This is a genomic window from Rhizobium aethiopicum, assembly GCF_900094625.1.
GTDB classification, from domain to species: Bacteria; Pseudomonadota; Alphaproteobacteria; order Rhizobiales; family Rhizobiaceae; genus Rhizobium; species Rhizobium aethiopicum.
Genome location: NZ_FMAJ01000006.1, coordinates 301,195 through 316,807 on the forward strand (window position 1 = coordinate 301,195; position 15,613 = coordinate 316,807).

Sequence of the window (15,613 nt, forward strand, 5' to 3'; positions counted from 1 at the left end):
GGAGATCCTGGAGGAAAGCACGTGCAGGTTTTACAGAGCGGACGCTTCGCGGTTTCGACCTGGTCGCTGCATCGGCTGCTAGGCGCCGTTTATGGCTATAGTCCCGATCCCAGCAAGAGCGCGGCGCTGAAACAGCCCTCCGGCCCCGGCGGCGCGGCGCTGATCGACATGCCGGCGGCGCTCGCGGCGCGCGGCATCCACCGGCTCGAGGTCTGTTCCTTCCATCTGCCGAGCCTTGATGCAGCCTATATGAGTGAACTCAGGGACGCGATGGCGGCCTCGAACGTGCTGTTCCAGACGCTGCTCGTCGAGGACGGCGACCCAAGCCATCTGGAAACGGCGGAACGTGATGTCAGATGGATGGCAGACTGGATCGATATCGCGGCTGCGCTTGGGGCGCAAAGGATGCGCGTCATCGCCGGCAAGCAGAAGCCGACGCAGGAAAACCTTGCCCGTGCCGCCCGTCACCTCGACTGGCTGGCCGACAAGGCGGAAGGCAGCAATGTGCGTGTCGTCGTCGAAAACTGGTTCGACCTGCTGCCGTCGCCGGCCGAAATGAATTGGCTGCTGGATGAGCTGGGCGGCAAGGTCGGGCTCAACGGCGACCTCGGCAATTGGGCGGCGCCAGCCAAATACGAAGGCTTGGCCGATATAATGGGCCGGGCGGAAATCTGCCACGCAAAGGCCGATTACAGCGCTGCCGGCCTCGATGCCGGTGATTACCGCAAGTGCCTGGAGATGTGCGAGAAGGCGGGTTACACCGGCCCCTTCACGCTGATTTACGATTCGCCGTTCTTCGCCGATGAATGGGACGGCATCCTGCTGCAAAAGCAGTTCATCGAGGATTTCCTGCGCGAGGCGCCGGCGCGAAAGGCCGGTTAATCAAGCTTACTCCTGACGCGGAAACCTCTGGTTTTCCTCCAGCACGTTCAGATCCATGTGGTTGCGCATATAGCGCTCCGAGGCTTTCTGCAGCGGCTGATAATCCCATGGGTAGTAGGCGCCGTTGCGCAACGCCGCATAGACCACCCAGCGCCGCGCCTGGCTCTCGCGCACGGCTGCGTCGAAATCGGAAAGGTTCCAGCGCCGCTCGGCCTGTTCGACAAGCCGCACCAAGGCGTCGGCATGCGCCGGGTCGGCCGCCAGATTCTCGAGTTCGTGCGGATCGGCATCGAGGTCGAACAGCATCGGCGGGTCCTTCTCGCAGAGCGAGAGCTTGTAGCGCCCGTCCCTGAGGCAGACGAGCGGCGCTTCGGAGCCTTCCGCGGCATATTCCATCGGCACGGGGCCGCGGCTGCCGGTGCCTTGGGCGAGCGCTGCAAGATTCCAACCCTCGGTCCACGGTCTCAGCGAGGCGATATCGATCCCGACGAGGCCGGCGAGCGTTGGCGTCACGTCGAGGGTGGAGACGGGCTGGTCGATGCGCTTCGGCTGCCAGCCCGGTGCCGCGATCATCAGCGGAACGCGGGCCGAGCCTTCGAAGAAGTTCATCTTGAACCAGAGACCGCGATCGCCGAGCATGTCGCCATGATCGGACACGAAGAGGATGATCGTGTTGTCGGCCATGTGGCTGCGTTCGAGGACATCGAGAATCTCGCCGATCTTTTCATCGACATAGGAGATGTTGGCGAAGTAGCCGCGTCTTGCCCGCCTGATCTGTTCGCGGCTGATGTCGAAAGCATCGTGGTCGCAGGCTTTCATCAGACGCTGCGAATGCGGGTCCTGCTGATCGTAGGCGATCGGTGCAACCGCCGGGTCGAGGGCCGGGCAGTCCTCATAAAAATCCCAGAACTTGCGCCGTGCCACGTAGGGGTCATGTGGATGCGTGAAGCTGACGGTCAGGCACCAGGGGCGCTCGTCATGGCCACGCGAGAGGTCGTAGAGTTTCCGCGTGGCGTGATAGGCGACCTCGTCGTCATATTCCATCTGATTGGTGATTTCGGCGACGCCGGCGCCGGTGACCGAGCCGAGATTGTGGTACCACCAGTCGATGCGCTCGCCGGGCTTGGTATAGTCGGGCGTCCAACCGAAATCGGCCGGATAGATATCCGTCGTCAGGCGTTCTTCGAAGCCGTGAAGCTGGTCGGGCCCAACGAAGTGCATCTTGCCGGAAAGCGCCGTCTGATAGCCGGCCGCGCGCAGATGGTGGGCATAGGTCGGGATATCGGAGGCAAATTCGGCCGCATTGTCATAAACGCGCGTCCGGCTTGGCAATTGCCCGGACATGAAAGACGCCCGCGCCGGCGCGCAGAGCGGGCTTGCCGTATAGGTATTGGCGAAGCGCACCGAGCGCTCAGCCAATGATTTCAGATGCGGCGCGTGAAGAAAATCTGCCGGACCATCGGGAAAGAATGTCCCGTTCAACTGATCCACCATCAGGATGAGGATGTTCGGACGCGCCATGTGCATGATCCTGTCGTCTCAAAGGCCAAGGGAGGTATTGACTGCATCAAGGCCCGGTTTGCCGTCAAGTGTCGTAACACCGGCGAGCCAGGGCTCGATAGCCTTCGGATTGGCCTTGAGCCATGTGGTTGCTGCTGCCTTCGCATCTTCGCCGCCGAGGATTGCTCCCATCAGCGTGTTCTCCATGCCGATCTCGAAGGTTAGATTTTTCAGGAGCGTTGCCGCGTTGGGGCAGGTCGCCGGCCAGCCGGTGCGCGCCACCGTATACACTTCGGCGCCGCCGAAGTTCGCCCCGAAATAGGCATCGCCGCCCGAGAGATATTCGATCGGGAAGCGCTCGTTCATCGGATGCGGCGCCCAGGCGAGGAAGACGACGGCGCTTTTGCTTTTCGCGGCGCGTTCGACCTGGGCCAGCATCGCCTGTTCGCCGGATTCGACCAGCTTCCAGTCCTTGAGGCCGAAGTCATTCGCATCGATCATCTTCTGGATATTGCTGTTGGCCGGAGCACCCGGCTCTATACCGAAGATCTTGTGGTCGAAGTCGTCGGCGTGTTTTCGCAGATCGGCGAAATCCTTGACGCCCGTTTCAGCGACATAGGACGGAACAGCGAGCGTGAATTTCGCGCCTTCGAGGTTCCTGTTCATCACCTCTATTGCCTTGGCATTGGTCAGCTCGTCGATGAAGGCTTTCTGCGCCGGCATCCAATTTCCCAGAAAGACGTCGACCTCGCCGTTTTTCATCGACTGGTAGCCGATCGGCACAGACAGCGTCTTGATATCGGCCTCGTATCCAAGGGCATCGAGAATGACGCTGGCGACGCCGTTGGTGGCGGTGATGTCGGTCCAGCCGGGGTCTGACATGTGGATGGTCTTACAGGAGGCGGCGTCAGCGCCCCAGGCGCCGGAAAAAGAAACGGCGCTGAAAAGAAGGCTGGCCGCCAGGCGGTTCAACGCAGAAAGTGTCGTCATGGTAGTTCCCCTTTTTTGCTATTTAATGCCTTTATTGAAGCGGCTATCATTCCCTCTGTGAAGACGGCTTTTTTCCATGGATGCATAAAGGATTTTTTATGTCAGAGCGTCTGCCGGAGCTGGGATGGATGCGCATCTTCGTCGAGGTCGGCAGGCTCGGAAGCTTTTCCTCGGCTGCAACGCTTCTCGGGCTAACCCAGCCTGCAGTGAGCTACCAGATCCGCCGGCTGGAAGAGCAGTTCGGCGTCAGCCTGCTGCGCCGCCAGCATCGCGGCGTCGAACTAACCGCGGAAGGCGAACGGCTTCTGGAGGTGGCCGCCAAGGCGGTCGGCGACATCGATGCGCTCGCCCGCAGCTTCCGTATCGAAGCCCAAAGGCCGGTCGTCAGGCTCAGAACCGATTATGCCTTCTCGGCACTTTGGCTGATTCCGCGCATGGACGGATTCCGTCTTCTGCACCCGGAAACCGATATGCAGATCGTCGCGACGCAGAGGCTTGCGGCCGGCTTTCGCGACGAGGCAGATGTTGCGGTGGTTTTCGGTACGCGTGAGGAATTCGGCGCCATCGGCACGCTTCTGCTGCCCGAAAGGGTCGTGCCCGTCTGCACGCGCGGTTTCCTCGACCGCAACGGCCCTTTCAGCGACCCGGAACAGCTTGCCAAGGTGAGGCTCATTCATCTCGACGCGCCGCCGCCGTGGCCCTGGTTCGACTGGCGCAGGTATTTTGCCGAATTCTCGGTCCGGCGCGACGTCAATGCCGGCCGCGGCGATATCAGTTTCAATACCTACTCCCTGGTGATCCAAGCCGCTCTGAGCGAGCAGGGCGTGGCGATCGGCTGGATGGGGCTCGTCGATACGCTTCTTTCGAGCCGCATGCTGCTGCGAGCTGGCCCGCCGCTGGAGGCGCGCGACCGCGGTTACTGGCTGGTGCCTCCGCGATCCCCGAACGTCCACAGCGAGAGGCTCAGCGCCTGGCTATCGAATGAGGTGAAGAGGAATGATTAGCGGGGGTTGCATTTCTCCTCGGAAGAAGCCTTGTCATCAGCGGCGGCGCTCGACATTGTGGGAACGAATCCATAGCGAAGGTGCTGCAGCATGCGAACGACTGGATATGTCATCGGACTGATCATGGTCCTGTTCGGCCTGATCTGGATCGGCCAGGGAAGCGGCTATTTTCCCTATCCGGCGTCGAGTTTCATGATCGCCCAACCGATCTGGATGCTCTGGGGCGCCATTCTGGCGGCCGCCGGCATCGTCGTGATGGTCATCATCTCGCGGCTGCACCGCAGAGGATAAATTGCTGCTGCCGTTTGGCGGCAATCCGGCCGTTGACGGCCTGTCGAAATGAGGAGAATGGCATGAGCGCAGCTGAAATCGACGGTTTTGCCGACCGGATCAGGAAGCACCAGGCCGGCATGATCTCTGCCTGGGTCGGCATCCCCGACGCCATGCTCGTCAACCATCTGGCGCAGGAAGCTTTCGATGCAGTCGTGCTGGATATGCAGCACGGCATGTGGGACATGCAGTCGGCGGCAAACGCCGTCGCTCAGACGCGTCTTGCCGGCAAGCCGGCCATTGCGCGCATTCCCGTCGGCGATTTCGCCTCGGCTTCACGGCTGCTCGATGCCGGTGCCTCCGGTATCATCGCGCCGATGATCAATTCGGCCGAGGATGCGCGAGCCCTGGTCAGGACCACGAAATATCCGCCCCTCGGAGAGCGCAGCTGGGGACCCTCATTGGCGTTGAACCATACCGGTCTGTCGGCCGATGCCTATCTCAGGAGCGCCAACGAGCTCACCGTCGCCATCGCCATGGTTGAAACCCGCTCGGCTCTCGACGCGATCGACGGCATTCTCGGCGTCACCGGCATCGACGGCATCTTTGTCGGCCCCGCCGATCTTTCGATTGCGCTGTCGAACGGCGACCAGGTAGCACCGAACGCCGCCGAGATCGACAGCGCCATGCGGCATGCCGTTTCGCGCTGCCGCGCCCACGGCAAGTTCGCCTGCGCCTATGCCGGCGATGGCGAGCGGGCCGGCGAATTGCTGAAATTCGGCTTCGATCTGGTCATCGCCGGCGCCGAGACCGTGCAGCTGCGTGCCGGTGCCAGCCGGGCGATCAATGCTGCGCGCAGGATTGCGTCGGGCGGCTAAGCACGTTTCAGCCGCGCGATTTGACGGCCAACCAGACCACGTGGCGGGCGCCACGTTTGCGGTTGGCGCGGGTGTTGACGACGTCGACAGAAAAGCCGCTGTCCTTGAGCCGGCGTGTGAAATTGGGATCGGGGCCGGACGACCAGACCGCGAGCACGCCGCCGGGGCGAAGTGCGTCGCGGGCGGCGCGAAGGCCGTGAAAATCGTAGAGCCTGTCATTGGATTTGCGGGTCAGCCCGTCCGGGCCGTTGTCGACGTCGAGCAGGATCGCGTCATAGCCTGCCTTGCCGGCACGGATCGCCTCGCCCACATCGCCCTGATGGATGCCGACGCGCGGATCGTCGAGACAGCCCCTGAAGACCTCGGCCATCGGCCCGCGCGCCCAGGCGACGACGGCGGGCACGAGTTCGGCGACGGTGACGCCGGCATCTTCGGGAAGGACGGCGAGGGCGGCACGCAGGGTAAAGCCCATGCCGAGCCCGCCGATCAGGATTCTCGGCTTCGGATGCGCCTTGATCCGCTCCAAGGACAGCGTTGCCAGCGCTTCCTCCGAGCCGCTGAGGCGGCTGTTCATCAACTCGTTGGCGCCAAGCATGATCGAGAATTCGCTGCCGCGCCGCTTCAGCCTGAGCTCACCGTCTTCGCCGGGAATTGTCGCGGAATCGAGCTGGATCCAGGGCAGCATGACGTTTTCGCCTCACAGGAAAGGGACCGTCCCCTAGCACAGGGCGAAGAGCGAGGCCAGCAAGCCGCCTCAGACCATCCGCATGAAATGCCCCGGTTCCGCTTCGACAATCTCGTCCTGCGGTGCGGCGGAACGGCGGCGGACTTCGTCGACCTCGTCGGGCCTCAGGCGCGCCTTCGGATCGTTGAAGCGGACATCGGGATCGGGCACGGCCGAAAGCAGCAGCCTTGTATAGGGATGCAGCGGATTGTCGATCACCCGAGCGGTGCTGCCCCATTCGACGATCTGGCCGGCATACATCACCGCGATGTCTTCGGCGACATAGCGGGCGGTGGCGATGTCATGGGTGATGTAGAGCAGGCCGAGGTTCATCTCCTGCTTCATCTCGTTCAACAGGTTGAGCACGCCGAGGCGCACCGAAACGTCGAGCATCGAGGTCGGTTCGTCCGCCACGATCACCTCAGGCTTGACGGCAAGGGCGCGTGCGATGTTGACGCGCTGGCGCTGCCCGCCGGAGAGCTCATGCGGATATCTCGGCGCGACGAGATCGGGATCGAGCCTGACGCGCCGGAGCAGTTCGCGGATCGTCGAGTCGATGTCGGCCCCTTTGACGTCCGGGCGATGCAGCTTCAGCGGCCGCCTGAGGTGGTGGCCTATCGTGTGGGCCGGGTTGAGCGAAGCGAACGGATCCTGGAAGATCATCTGCACGGAGCGGCGATAACGGGCGATTTCGTCCGTCTTGGCGCCTTCGACCGGGCGGCCCTTGTAGAGGATCTGCCCCGATGTCGGTTGATACTCGCGCATCGCCATCCGGGCGCAGGTGGTCTTGCCGCTGCCGGATTCGCCGACGAGCGCCAATGCTCGGCCGGCATGCAGCGAAAAGGAGATCGAGCGGGCGGCATGGACGGCGGATGCGCCGTGGCCGAAAGTCTTGGTTACCTGGTCTAGAGCGAGGATGGCATTGCTCATAGCAGCACGCCTCCATGAAGCGATGGGAAGGAGGCCCAGAGCTTTTTCGTGTAGGCGTGCTTCGGCACCTTGTAGATCGCCTCGGCGCCGTTCTGCTCGACAAGCTTGCCCGCGAGCATGATGCCGATGCGATCGCAGAACTGCACCATCAGCCCGAGATCGTGAGTGATGAACAGCACCGAGAAGCCGAAGCTGCGGCGCAGCTCGTTGATGCGCTGCAGGATCTCGCGCTGGACGACGACATCGAGCGCCGTCGTCGGCTCGTCCATGACGACGAGTTTCGGATCGAGCGCCATGCAGATGGCGATGACGATGCGCTGGCGCATGCCGCCGGAAAACTGGTGCGGATAGTCGCGCATGCGGTCCGGCGCGATATCGACCAGTTTCAGCATCTCGGCGGTGCGCTCGCGGGCTTGCACGCGGCTCATGTTCTTATGCGTGCGCAGCACGTCATAGAATTGCGTCTCGACGCGCAGCACCGGGTTCAGCGAATTCATGGCGCTCTGGAAGACCATCGCGACTTCGCGCCAGCGGAAGGCGGCAAGCGCCTGCCGGTCGAGACCGAGCACGTCGCGGCCGTCGAGCAGGATGCGGCTGTCCTTGCGGATCAGCGCCGGTGGCCTGTGCAGGCGGCTGATGGCGAAGGCGATGGTGCTCTTGCCGCAGCCGGATTCGCCGGCAAGTCCGAAGACCTCGCCGGGCGCGACATCGAAGCTGACGTCGTCGACCGCGCGGAAATCCTTCTCCTCGCCGATATAATCAATGGTGAGGTTCCTCACCGAAAGCAGCGGCTGCGTCACAGGCGGCCCTCCCCGGAGCGGACGAGCAGCGACCAGCGCTTCAGGTGATTGCCAGTGCGCAGACGCGGATTGGCGATCTCGTCGACGGCGAAATTGAGCAGCGACATGCCGATGCCGAGGAAGGCGAGCGCGAAGCAGGGGGTGAGGATATCCCACCAGGCACCGACCGAAAGGGCCGAGGCCTTCTGGGCATTGTAGAGCATCGTGCCCCAGGAGATCGCTTTGGGATCGCCGAGTCCGAGGAACTCCAGCGTCGCCTCTGTGATAATCGCGAAGATGACGCTGCCGATGAAATTGATGCCGACGATCGAGATGACGTTGGGGAAGATCTCGAATGTCATGATGCGCCACTGCGGCTCGCCCATCATCTCGGCCGATTTGACGAAATCCTTCTGTTTGACCGAGAGCGTCTCGGCACGGGTGACGCGTGCCCCCCAGGCCCAGGAGGTGGCGCCGAGGATGAGGGCGATGACAAGCGGACTGGCCTGGCCAATGAAGGCGGCGAGCACGAGCAGCAGCGGCAGGTTCGGAACGACGAGCACCATGTTGGTGAAGAAGCTGATGATCTCATCGGTCTTGCCGCCGCGATAACCGGAGATGATGCCGAGCGCGGTGCCGACGAAGGTGATCAGCAGGCCGGCGCCGAAGCCGACGGCAAGCGAGGTGCGGGCGCCGTAGAGCAGCCGGGCGAAGACGTCCTGGCCGATGCGGGTGGTTCCGAGCAGATGATCGAGCGATGGCGGCCGGTGCGGCCTGCCGGTGCGGGCGGCGGGGTCATATTGCGTCAGCAGCGGCGCCGCGATCGCAACGACGACGATGACGGCAATGATGACGAGGCCGGTGAGCGCCTTGCGGTTTCGAAGCAGGGCCTTCATTTCATGCTCCCTTCAGCCGCGGGTCGAGCAGGACATAACTCACGTCGACGATGAAATTGGCGATCAGCATGGTCGCGGTCATGATGAGGAGCTGGCCTTGGATGACCGGGTAATCGCGGGCGAGGATCGCCTGGTAGAGAATGTTGCCGAGGCCGGGATAGTTGTAGACGACCTCCGTCACCAGCGAGCCGCCGAGGATGGTGCCGATGGCGATGGCAAGGCTGGAGACGGTCGGCAGCAGGGCATTGCGCGCCGCATACCAGAGCATCACATGCCGGTCGGACAGACCCTTGGCGCGGGCCATCACGATATAGTCCTCGCCGAGGAGATTGATCATGTTGTTGCGCATGGTGACGGTGAAGCCGCCGATCAGCACGGTGCAGAGGGTCACCATCGGCAGGATGCCATGATAGGCAACGCTGCCGATATATTGCAGGCTGAAGGCCGGATCGAGCGAGGGATCGGCGGCATAGCCGTTCGGGAACCAGCCAAGCGTGAAGCCGAAGATGAAGAGCACGATCAGCGAGGTGACCACTGCTGGTACCGAGGTCGCGAAGATCGCGCCGACGGAGACGACGACATCGAACCTGCTGCCGCGCCGCCAGGCGGCGACGATGCCGAGCAAGGTGCCGAGCGCGAAGCTGACGATGGTCGCCGTTCCCATCAGGCCGATGGTCCAGACGAGCGCATGGCCGAGCACCGAGGTGACCGGCAGCGGGAAATATTTGATCGAGCGGCCGAGATCGCCGGTGAAGATGCTGCCAAGATAGGTGAGATACTGCTGCCAGAGCGGTCCGTCGATGAAGCCGAAGGTGAGCTTCAGCGCCTGCAGGCTTTCCGGCGGCAATTCGGCGCCGGCGCTCGAAAACATGATCTGCACGGGATCGCCCGGCATCAGCCGGGGCAGGAAGAAATTGATCGTCGCTGCCGCGATGAAGGCCGCCATATAGAAGACGAGGCGGCGAAGCAGAAAAGCCATGGGAACTCCGTCGTGACGGGAGTGGCGTTTCTGGATGAGCATGATGTCTTCCGAAAACCGCTAACACTTTTCGGCATCATGCTTCGACGCCACTCCCGAGATCATGATGCTTACTTCACAGGTTCCAGGGCGAGCAGGTTCAAGAGGCGTGCCGGATTGGTGCGCGAGATCGACGGATTGACGAAGGGGTTCTCCTTGGTCGACCAGCCGGTGAAACGCTTGGTGTTGTACTGATACCAGTTCGGATTGTTGAACACCGGAATGACAGGCATGTTTTCGGCGACGATGCGCTGCGCCTTGTTCATCGCTTCCTTCTGCTTGGCAAGGTCGGCGGTATGGGTGAACTCGGCGACGAGCTTCTCCACATCGGGATTGAACCAGCGCTGCGCGGTGAAGCGGGTCTTGCCCTTGTCCGAGGCGCTGAAGGCGCGCTTGTAGGGATAATAGGGCGAGGCCGAGGCCGGCAGGCTGTTGATCGCCGCATCGAAGGTTCCGTTGATGAGGTTGCCCGTCCAGACTGCTTCCTCAGGCGTTTCGATCTTGGCGTCGATGCCGACGGCCTGCATGCCTTCGACGGCGATGTTGACCGTGTCGACCCAGTCAGTCCAGGAATTCGGGACGATGATCGAGAAGGAGATCTTGCTGCCGTCGGGATTGTCGCGGAAGCCGTCGCCGTCCTTGTCCTTGTAGCCGGCCTCGTCGAGCAGCGCCTTGGCGGCGTCGGCGTCATAGGTCGCGAACTTGCCGAAGTCCGCCTTGACGGACGGATCCGCCCAGCTCTTGTAGAGCTCGCCCATCAGGCCGGGGTCTTCGTTGAGCGTCGGGTAGCCGTAGCCGGCGACGTCGATCATCGTCTTGCGGTCGAGCGCCATGCCGACTGCACGGCGGAACTTCACGTCGGTGAAGGACTTCTTGTTGTTCTCGTTTGTGGTTTCGAGGTTGAACAGGAAGGCGACCATGCTGCTCGGCGAATACCAGTAGTGGAAGTGCTGCGGGTCCTTCGAGACATAGACGTTGTCGATATCGGGAATGAAGGAGACGCCCCAGTCGAGCGTACCGTCGGCGGTTGCCGTCAGGATCTGATTGTTGTCGGCCAGCTGTGGGAAGCGAATGCAATCGACCTTCAGATGCGCGTTGTCCCAGTAATTCGGGTTGCGGCACTGGTCGTAGGTCTGGCCGGTGAAACGCGGCACTTCCGTCAGCGGGCCGCTGCCGACCGGGGTCTCGTTGGCGAAAGTGACGGGATCGGCGACATCCTTCCAGATGTGTTCCGGGACGATCGGCAGCTGCGAGATCTGCTCGGCGGCAAGCGAGCTCGGATTGGCGAGCGTGAAGCGAACCGTCTGGCCGTCGACCGCTTGCACATCGGTCACGAAGGTCCAGATGCTGACGAAGTCGAGCGCCGGGAATTTCTTCAGGTAGTCATAGGTGAACTTGACGTCGGCTGCGGTCAACGGCTTGCCATCCGACCATTTCAGGCTCGGGCGCAGCTTGAATTCGATGCTCTTCAGGTCGTCGGACAGCTTGAAGCTTTCGGCCAGGCGATAGACCGGCTTGTTGCTGTCGAAGCGATTGAAAATAACCAGCGGCTCATAGATGAAATCGAGCGTCGACTGGCGCGCCGAGGTCTGGTTGAACGGGTTGAAGTTGCGAACCCAGGTCGTCGCCGGTTCGATATTCGCCGTTAGGATCGTCTGCGCCATGGCGGATCCCGAAAGCAGCGTCAGTGCTGCGGCTGCAAGCAGATATTTTTTCATGTTCCATTCCCCTTTTTCTTATGCGTGAAAATGATCTGCCGGTCAGGCGACCGGCACGCTGGCAAACATGTCTTCGACCTCGGCATGGGCGGCGCGGAAATCGACCTTGAGATTGCCGAGGCGGGCGTTGCCGGCGGCGATCCGCTTCAGGGCGGCATCCGTCAGCGGCCGGGCGGCTTTGGCGGCGGCTTCGCTTTCCCTGAGGTCGCCGTGGCTGTGGAGGGCGATGTCGAAGCCGGCGTCAAGCACCTGGGCGACGCGTTCCGGCAGGGTGCCGGAGAGCGATTCCATGAAGATGCAGTCGGAGATCAGCACGCCCTCATAGCCCATCTCCTTGCGAATGACGTCGTGCATGACAGGTGAGACGGATGCCGGCAGCTCCGCGTCATAAGCCGAATAGACGACGTGGGCGACCATGGCCCAGGGCGTGTCCCTCAGCGCGACGAACGGTTTGAAATCGGTGGCGACGAGCGTCTCACGGCTGGCATCGACGACCGGGCGCTCCTTATGGGAATCGAGCGTCGCGCGGCCGTGGCCGGGAATGTGCTTCATGACCGGCATGTTGCCGGTCTCGAGCAGGCCGTCGACCACCTCCCGGCCGAGGGCGGCGATAAAGTCCGGATCGGGGCCGAAGGATCGGGCGCCGATGACCGCGCTTGTCGTCTCGAAGACGAGGTCTAGAACGGGTGAGCAGCCGCTGGAAAGGCCAAGTTCCGTCATCATCGCGCCCATGGCCTGGGAGGAAAGGCGCAGCGCTTTTTTGCCGAGATCGAAATCGCGGCGAGCAAGCTCGGCGAATTGGCCGAAGCTGCGGAAGAGCGGCCAGGGGCCGGCATCGAGATGCTGGACGCGGCCGCCTTCCTGGTCGGTGAAGACAGGCGCATCGTCACGGCCGACGGCTTGGCGGAAGCGGTCGATCAGGCGCCTCGTCTGCTCCGGCTCGCGCTGGTTGCGGCGCCCGACGAAGAGGCCGAGCGGATTGGTGTCGCGAAACAGCGCAAATTCCTCATCCGATATCGTAGGATTCGGAAGGCCGACGAAAAGGGCAAGCGGGGTCGAGGACAATTCTGGAACTCCGGTATCAGATGGTCACTTCAGCGCGCTTCTCAGCATGCCTTCGTAAATGCCCTTGTCGGGGGCAGGGATGGCGATTGCGCCTGCGGCGCTGGCGTAGAAATCGACCGGGCCGGCATCGCCGATGAAGGCGTAGGCATGGCCGAGGGTCTTCATGCGTTGAAGGCAGGCGGAAAACAGCGCGAGCCCGATGCCCTTGCCACGTGCTTGCGGGTCGACGCCGGTCGGGCCGAAGAAGCCGCGCGCGGTGGTGTCGTAGCAGGCAAAGCCGAGCAGCCTGCCGCCTTCGACTGATATCAGGCAGGCGACGGGCTGGCGGGAAAATGCGACGGAAACCTCGCTCGCCCAATTCTCGCTGAATTGTTCGCGAACCCAGTTGACCACGAGGTGCAGTTCCGGAGGAAGAGCCGGACGGATGGAGGCGCCGACGAGGTCGGCCCGCTCTTTCAGTTCGGCGAGCCTGTTGGAATATAAGCTCACAAGCAGGTCTGGCACCTGTCTCTCCTCCGGATGTTCCGTTATTGCAGAATGTATCCCCTTTTAATGTCATAGATTTCGCCATCTCAGAAGGCTTGTCAACAGGGATTTTCAGATGACACCCGGCCGTTCTCCTTGCGGCTTCAACGGGGGGATAAGTCCAATGCAAAACGGCCCGGGAGAAGCCGGGCCGTTTTGCATTGGCGTCTATTGGCCGATGCCAGCGCCTATTGGCTCTCTTTCCAAAGCGCGTGGAAATGCTGCACCGGACCGTGGCCGGAGCCGACGCTGAGCTTTCCGGCGGCTGCGACCGCGCCGGCGAGATAATCCTTGGCGATGGCAACGGCCTCGGAAGCCGAGGCGCCTTTGGCAAGTTCGGCGGCCAGCGCACTGGAGAGCGTGCAGCCGGTGCCGTGGGTATTCTTGGTCGGCACGCGTCGGGCCTCGAACCAGTGCAGGCCGCCGGCTGTGGCAAGCACGTCGGGGCTCTCGTCACTGTCGAGATGGCCGCCCTTGACCAGCACGGCGGCCGGACCGAGGGTACGCAGCTGTTCGGCCTGGGCAGTCATCTCGGCCCGATTTGTTGCGACCTGCTGGTGCAGAATTGCAGCGGCCTCCGGCAGGTTCGGGGTAAGAAGCGTGGCAAGCGGCAGCAGCCGCCGGGTCAGCACGTCGACCGCGTCAGGCTCAAGCAGGGCGGCGCCGCCCTTGGCGATCATCACCGGGTCGAGCACGACGGGGATGCCACGTCGATTGGCGAGCGCTGCGGCGACGGCCTCGGCGATGCCGGCATTGGCGATCATGCCGATCTTGACGGCGTCGACGCGCACATCGGCAAAGACGGCATCGATCTGGTCGGCGACGAATTGCGGCGGCACCAGATGCACGCCGCTCACCCCTTGCGTGTTCTGCGCCGTCAGCGCGGTCAGCACCGCCATGCCGTAGACGCCGCGGGCGGAAAAGGCCTTGAGATCGGCCTGGATGCCGGCGCCGCCGGATGGATCGGAGCCGGCGATGGAGAGAACGTTGCGGATCATGGGCGGACCTTTCGGATTTCTGCGGCGATGCGGCAGGCGGCGGCCTCGGGGTCTGCGGTGCCGCAGATGGCGGAGACGACGGCAATCCCCCTGGCGCCGGCTGTGAACACCTCCGCCACATGCTCCGCCTTGAGGCCGCCGATCGCGACCGACGGCACCGGCGACGCCTTCACCAGCCTTGCAAGACCGTCAAAGCCGATTGGCTGTTTGTGGTCGGCCTTGGTCGGGGTCGCAAAGACCGGTCCGACGCCGGTATAATCGACGAGACCGGGATCGACGGCAGCGGCCAGCGCCTCGGTCTCGACCGAGAGGCCGAGGATCATCTCGGGTCCGATCATCGCTCGCGCCGTGCGCGCATCCATGTCCTCCTGGCCGATATGCAGGCCGTCGGCACCTATGGCGACCGCTGCCTCGACATCGTCATTGACGATAAGCAGCGCGCCGGTTCCCGCAAGCGCTTGTTTCAAGGCTCGGCCGGTCTCGATCATTCTGGGCGTGCCGGCATGTTTGTCGCGCAGTTGCACCATCGTCGCGCCGCCGGCAACGGCAAGGCGCGCGGTTTCGATCATGCCGATCGCGGCGCAGAGATCGGGATCGAGAACGAGATAGAGCGAAAGGTCGAAGCGCTTCATGCGACCGATACCCTTGCCCTGGCATCGAGCGTTTCGGCGTCGATCGCAGCCAGCGCATCGAGGAAGCGCCAGGAGAAGGAGCCCGGGCCGGCGGCACCCAGCGCCGCATCTTCGCCGGCAACGGCGAAGGTCGCAAGCGCGGCGACAGTCGCGCCGAAGATATCCTCGGGCGCGGTCGCGGCAAAGGCGCCGACGAGGCAGGTAAGCGAGCAACCGAGCGCGGTGACCTGCGGCATCAGGGCCGATCCGCCCGCAACGCGCACGGCTCTTTTCCCATCCGTGACGAAATCCACCGCGCCGGTGACGGCAACGACGGCTTGCTGCCGCTCCGCCAGCCGCCGTGCCGAATCCTCCGCCTGTTCGACCGGGTCGCGGCTGTCGACGCCCTGGCCGCGGCTCTCTCCGCCAGCAAGCGCGATGATCTCGGACGCGTTGCCGCGGATGATCGTCGGCTTGAGCGCCAGGAGATCGGCGACCGCTGCGCGGCGGAACGCCGTCGCGTAATGCGCGACCGGATCGAGCACCCATGGCTTGCCGGCTGCGTTGGCGGCCTTCGCCGCCGTCTGCATGCCTTCGATCCATTGCGTCGAAAGCGTGCCGATGTTGATGGTCAATGCATTCGCGATGCCGGCGAATTCGCCGGCTTCTTCAGCGGCATGCACCATGGCGGGCGAGGCACCCGACGCAAGCAGAACATTGGCTGCGATGTTCATGGCGACATAATTGGTGATGCACTGGACGAGCGGCGGCTTTTCGCGCATCGCCTTCAGCATGGCTCCCGACGTGATCTTGCCCTGCATGGCG

17 protein-coding genes are annotated in these 15,613 nt (G+C 63.2%); 4 read left to right on the plus strand and 13 right to left on the minus strand.

All coding sequences use genetic code 11. The annotated features are described in order from the left end of the window. Positions 1-21: 21 nt before the first annotated feature. Entirely contained in the window at positions 22-882 is an 861-nt protein-coding gene (locus GA0061105_RS15620) for a sugar phosphate isomerase/epimerase family protein (RefSeq protein WP_092751298.1), read from the plus strand. Between the two features lie 6 nt (positions 883-888). Here GA0061105_RS15620 and betC read toward each other — a convergent pair whose 3' ends face one another. After that, positions 889-2,403, minus strand: coding sequence for a choline-sulfatase (gene betC, locus GA0061105_RS15625; RefSeq protein WP_092751451.1), 1,515 nt, complete (start codon positions 2,401-2,403; stop codon positions 889-891). An 18-nt stretch (positions 2,404-2,421) separates the two neighbouring features. Further along, on the minus strand, positions 2,422-3,372 hold the full coding sequence (gene choX, locus GA0061105_RS15630; RefSeq protein ID WP_092751300.1) for a choline ABC transporter substrate-binding protein: 951 nt from the start codon (positions 3,370-3,372) through the stop codon (positions 2,422-2,424). A 98-nt stretch (positions 3,373-3,470) separates the two neighbouring features. On the opposite strand from choX, the gene GA0061105_RS15635 reads away from it, so the two are divergent. The 3 genes from GA0061105_RS15635 (at position 3,471) to GA0061105_RS15645 (ending at position 5,524) form a co-directional block, all read left to right on the plus strand. Further along, entirely contained in the window at positions 3,471-4,376 is a 906-nt protein-coding gene (locus GA0061105_RS15635; protein WP_092751302.1) for a choline sulfate utilization transcriptional regulator, read from the plus strand. Positions 4,377-4,466: 90 nt separating this feature from the next. Next, positions 4,467-4,667, plus strand: coding sequence for a hypothetical protein (locus GA0061105_RS15640; RefSeq protein WP_092751304.1), 201 nt, complete (start codon positions 4,467-4,469; stop codon positions 4,665-4,667). A 62-nt stretch (positions 4,668-4,729) separates the two neighbouring features. Next, positions 4,730-5,524 (plus strand): HpcH/HpaI aldolase family protein, encoded by a 795-nt coding sequence (locus GA0061105_RS15645; protein WP_092751306.1) that lies wholly within the window; start codon positions 4,730-4,732, stop codon positions 5,522-5,524. Positions 5,525-5,531: 7 nt separating this feature from the next. Here the strand turns inward: GA0061105_RS15645 and GA0061105_RS15650 are convergent, their stop codons facing one another. The 11 genes from GA0061105_RS15650 to thiM all read right to left on the minus strand — a co-directional run bounded on the left by GA0061105_RS15650 (position 5,532) and on the right by thiM (position 15,609). Further along, positions 5,532-6,209: a spermidine synthase gene (locus GA0061105_RS15650; protein ID WP_092751308.1), complete on the minus strand. Its 678-nt coding sequence runs from the start codon at positions 6,207-6,209 to the stop codon at positions 5,532-5,534. A 69-nt stretch (positions 6,210-6,278) separates the two neighbouring features. After that, a complete protein-coding gene (locus tag GA0061105_RS15655; RefSeq protein ID WP_092751310.1) occupies positions 6,279-7,178 on the minus strand; it encodes an ABC transporter ATP-binding protein in 900 nt (299 codons plus the stop codon). After that, entirely contained in the window at positions 7,175-7,978 is an 804-nt protein-coding gene (locus tag GA0061105_RS15660) for an ABC transporter ATP-binding protein (RefSeq protein WP_092751312.1), read from the minus strand. The genes GA0061105_RS15655 and GA0061105_RS15660 overlap by 4 nt, the downstream gene beginning before the upstream one ends. Further along, positions 7,975-8,853, minus strand: a complete 879-nt coding sequence (locus GA0061105_RS15665; protein WP_092751314.1) for an ABC transporter permease — start codon at positions 8,851-8,853, stop codon at positions 7,975-7,977. Before GA0061105_RS15665 ends, GA0061105_RS15660 begins: the two co-directional genes overlap by 4 nt. Before the next feature lies 1 nt (position 8,854). Continuing rightward, positions 8,855-9,832 carry an ABC transporter permease gene (locus tag GA0061105_RS15670; RefSeq protein WP_064697250.1) on the minus strand — a complete coding sequence of 326 codons (978 nt, stop codon included), beginning with the start codon at positions 9,830-9,832 and terminating at the stop codon, positions 8,855-8,857. 110 nt (positions 9,833-9,942) lie between these two features. Further along, positions 9,943-11,589 carry an ABC transporter substrate-binding protein gene (locus tag GA0061105_RS15675; protein WP_092751316.1) on the minus strand — a complete coding sequence of 549 codons (1,647 nt, stop codon included), beginning with the start codon at positions 11,587-11,589 and terminating at the stop codon, positions 9,943-9,945. 42 nt (positions 11,590-11,631) lie between these two features. Continuing rightward, positions 11,632-12,654 (minus strand): glycoside hydrolase family 3 N-terminal domain-containing protein, encoded by a 1,023-nt coding sequence (locus GA0061105_RS15680; RefSeq protein ID WP_092751318.1) that lies wholly within the window; start codon positions 12,652-12,654, stop codon positions 11,632-11,634. 24 nt (positions 12,655-12,678) lie between these two features. Continuing rightward, the gene (locus tag GA0061105_RS15685; protein WP_092751320.1) at positions 12,679-13,158 is read right to left on the minus strand and encodes a GNAT family N-acetyltransferase; all 480 of its coding nucleotides are present in this window, start codon (positions 13,156-13,158) and stop codon (positions 12,679-12,681) included. 209 nt (positions 13,159-13,367) lie between these two features. Continuing rightward, positions 13,368-14,177 (minus strand): bifunctional hydroxymethylpyrimidine kinase/phosphomethylpyrimidine kinase, encoded by an 810-nt coding sequence (gene thiD / locus GA0061105_RS15690; protein WP_092751323.1) that lies wholly within the window; start codon positions 14,175-14,177, stop codon positions 13,368-13,370. Beyond that, on the minus strand, positions 14,174-14,809 hold the full coding sequence (gene thiE / locus GA0061105_RS15695; protein WP_092751325.1) for a thiamine phosphate synthase: 636 nt from the start codon (positions 14,807-14,809) through the stop codon (positions 14,174-14,176). The genes thiD and thiE overlap by 4 nt, the downstream gene beginning before the upstream one ends. After that, on the minus strand, positions 14,806-15,609 hold the full coding sequence (gene thiM, locus GA0061105_RS15700; protein WP_092751327.1) for a hydroxyethylthiazole kinase: 804 nt from the start codon (positions 15,607-15,609) through the stop codon (positions 14,806-14,808). Before thiM ends, thiE begins: the two co-directional genes overlap by 4 nt. Between the last annotated feature and the right edge of the window lie 4 nt (positions 15,610-15,613).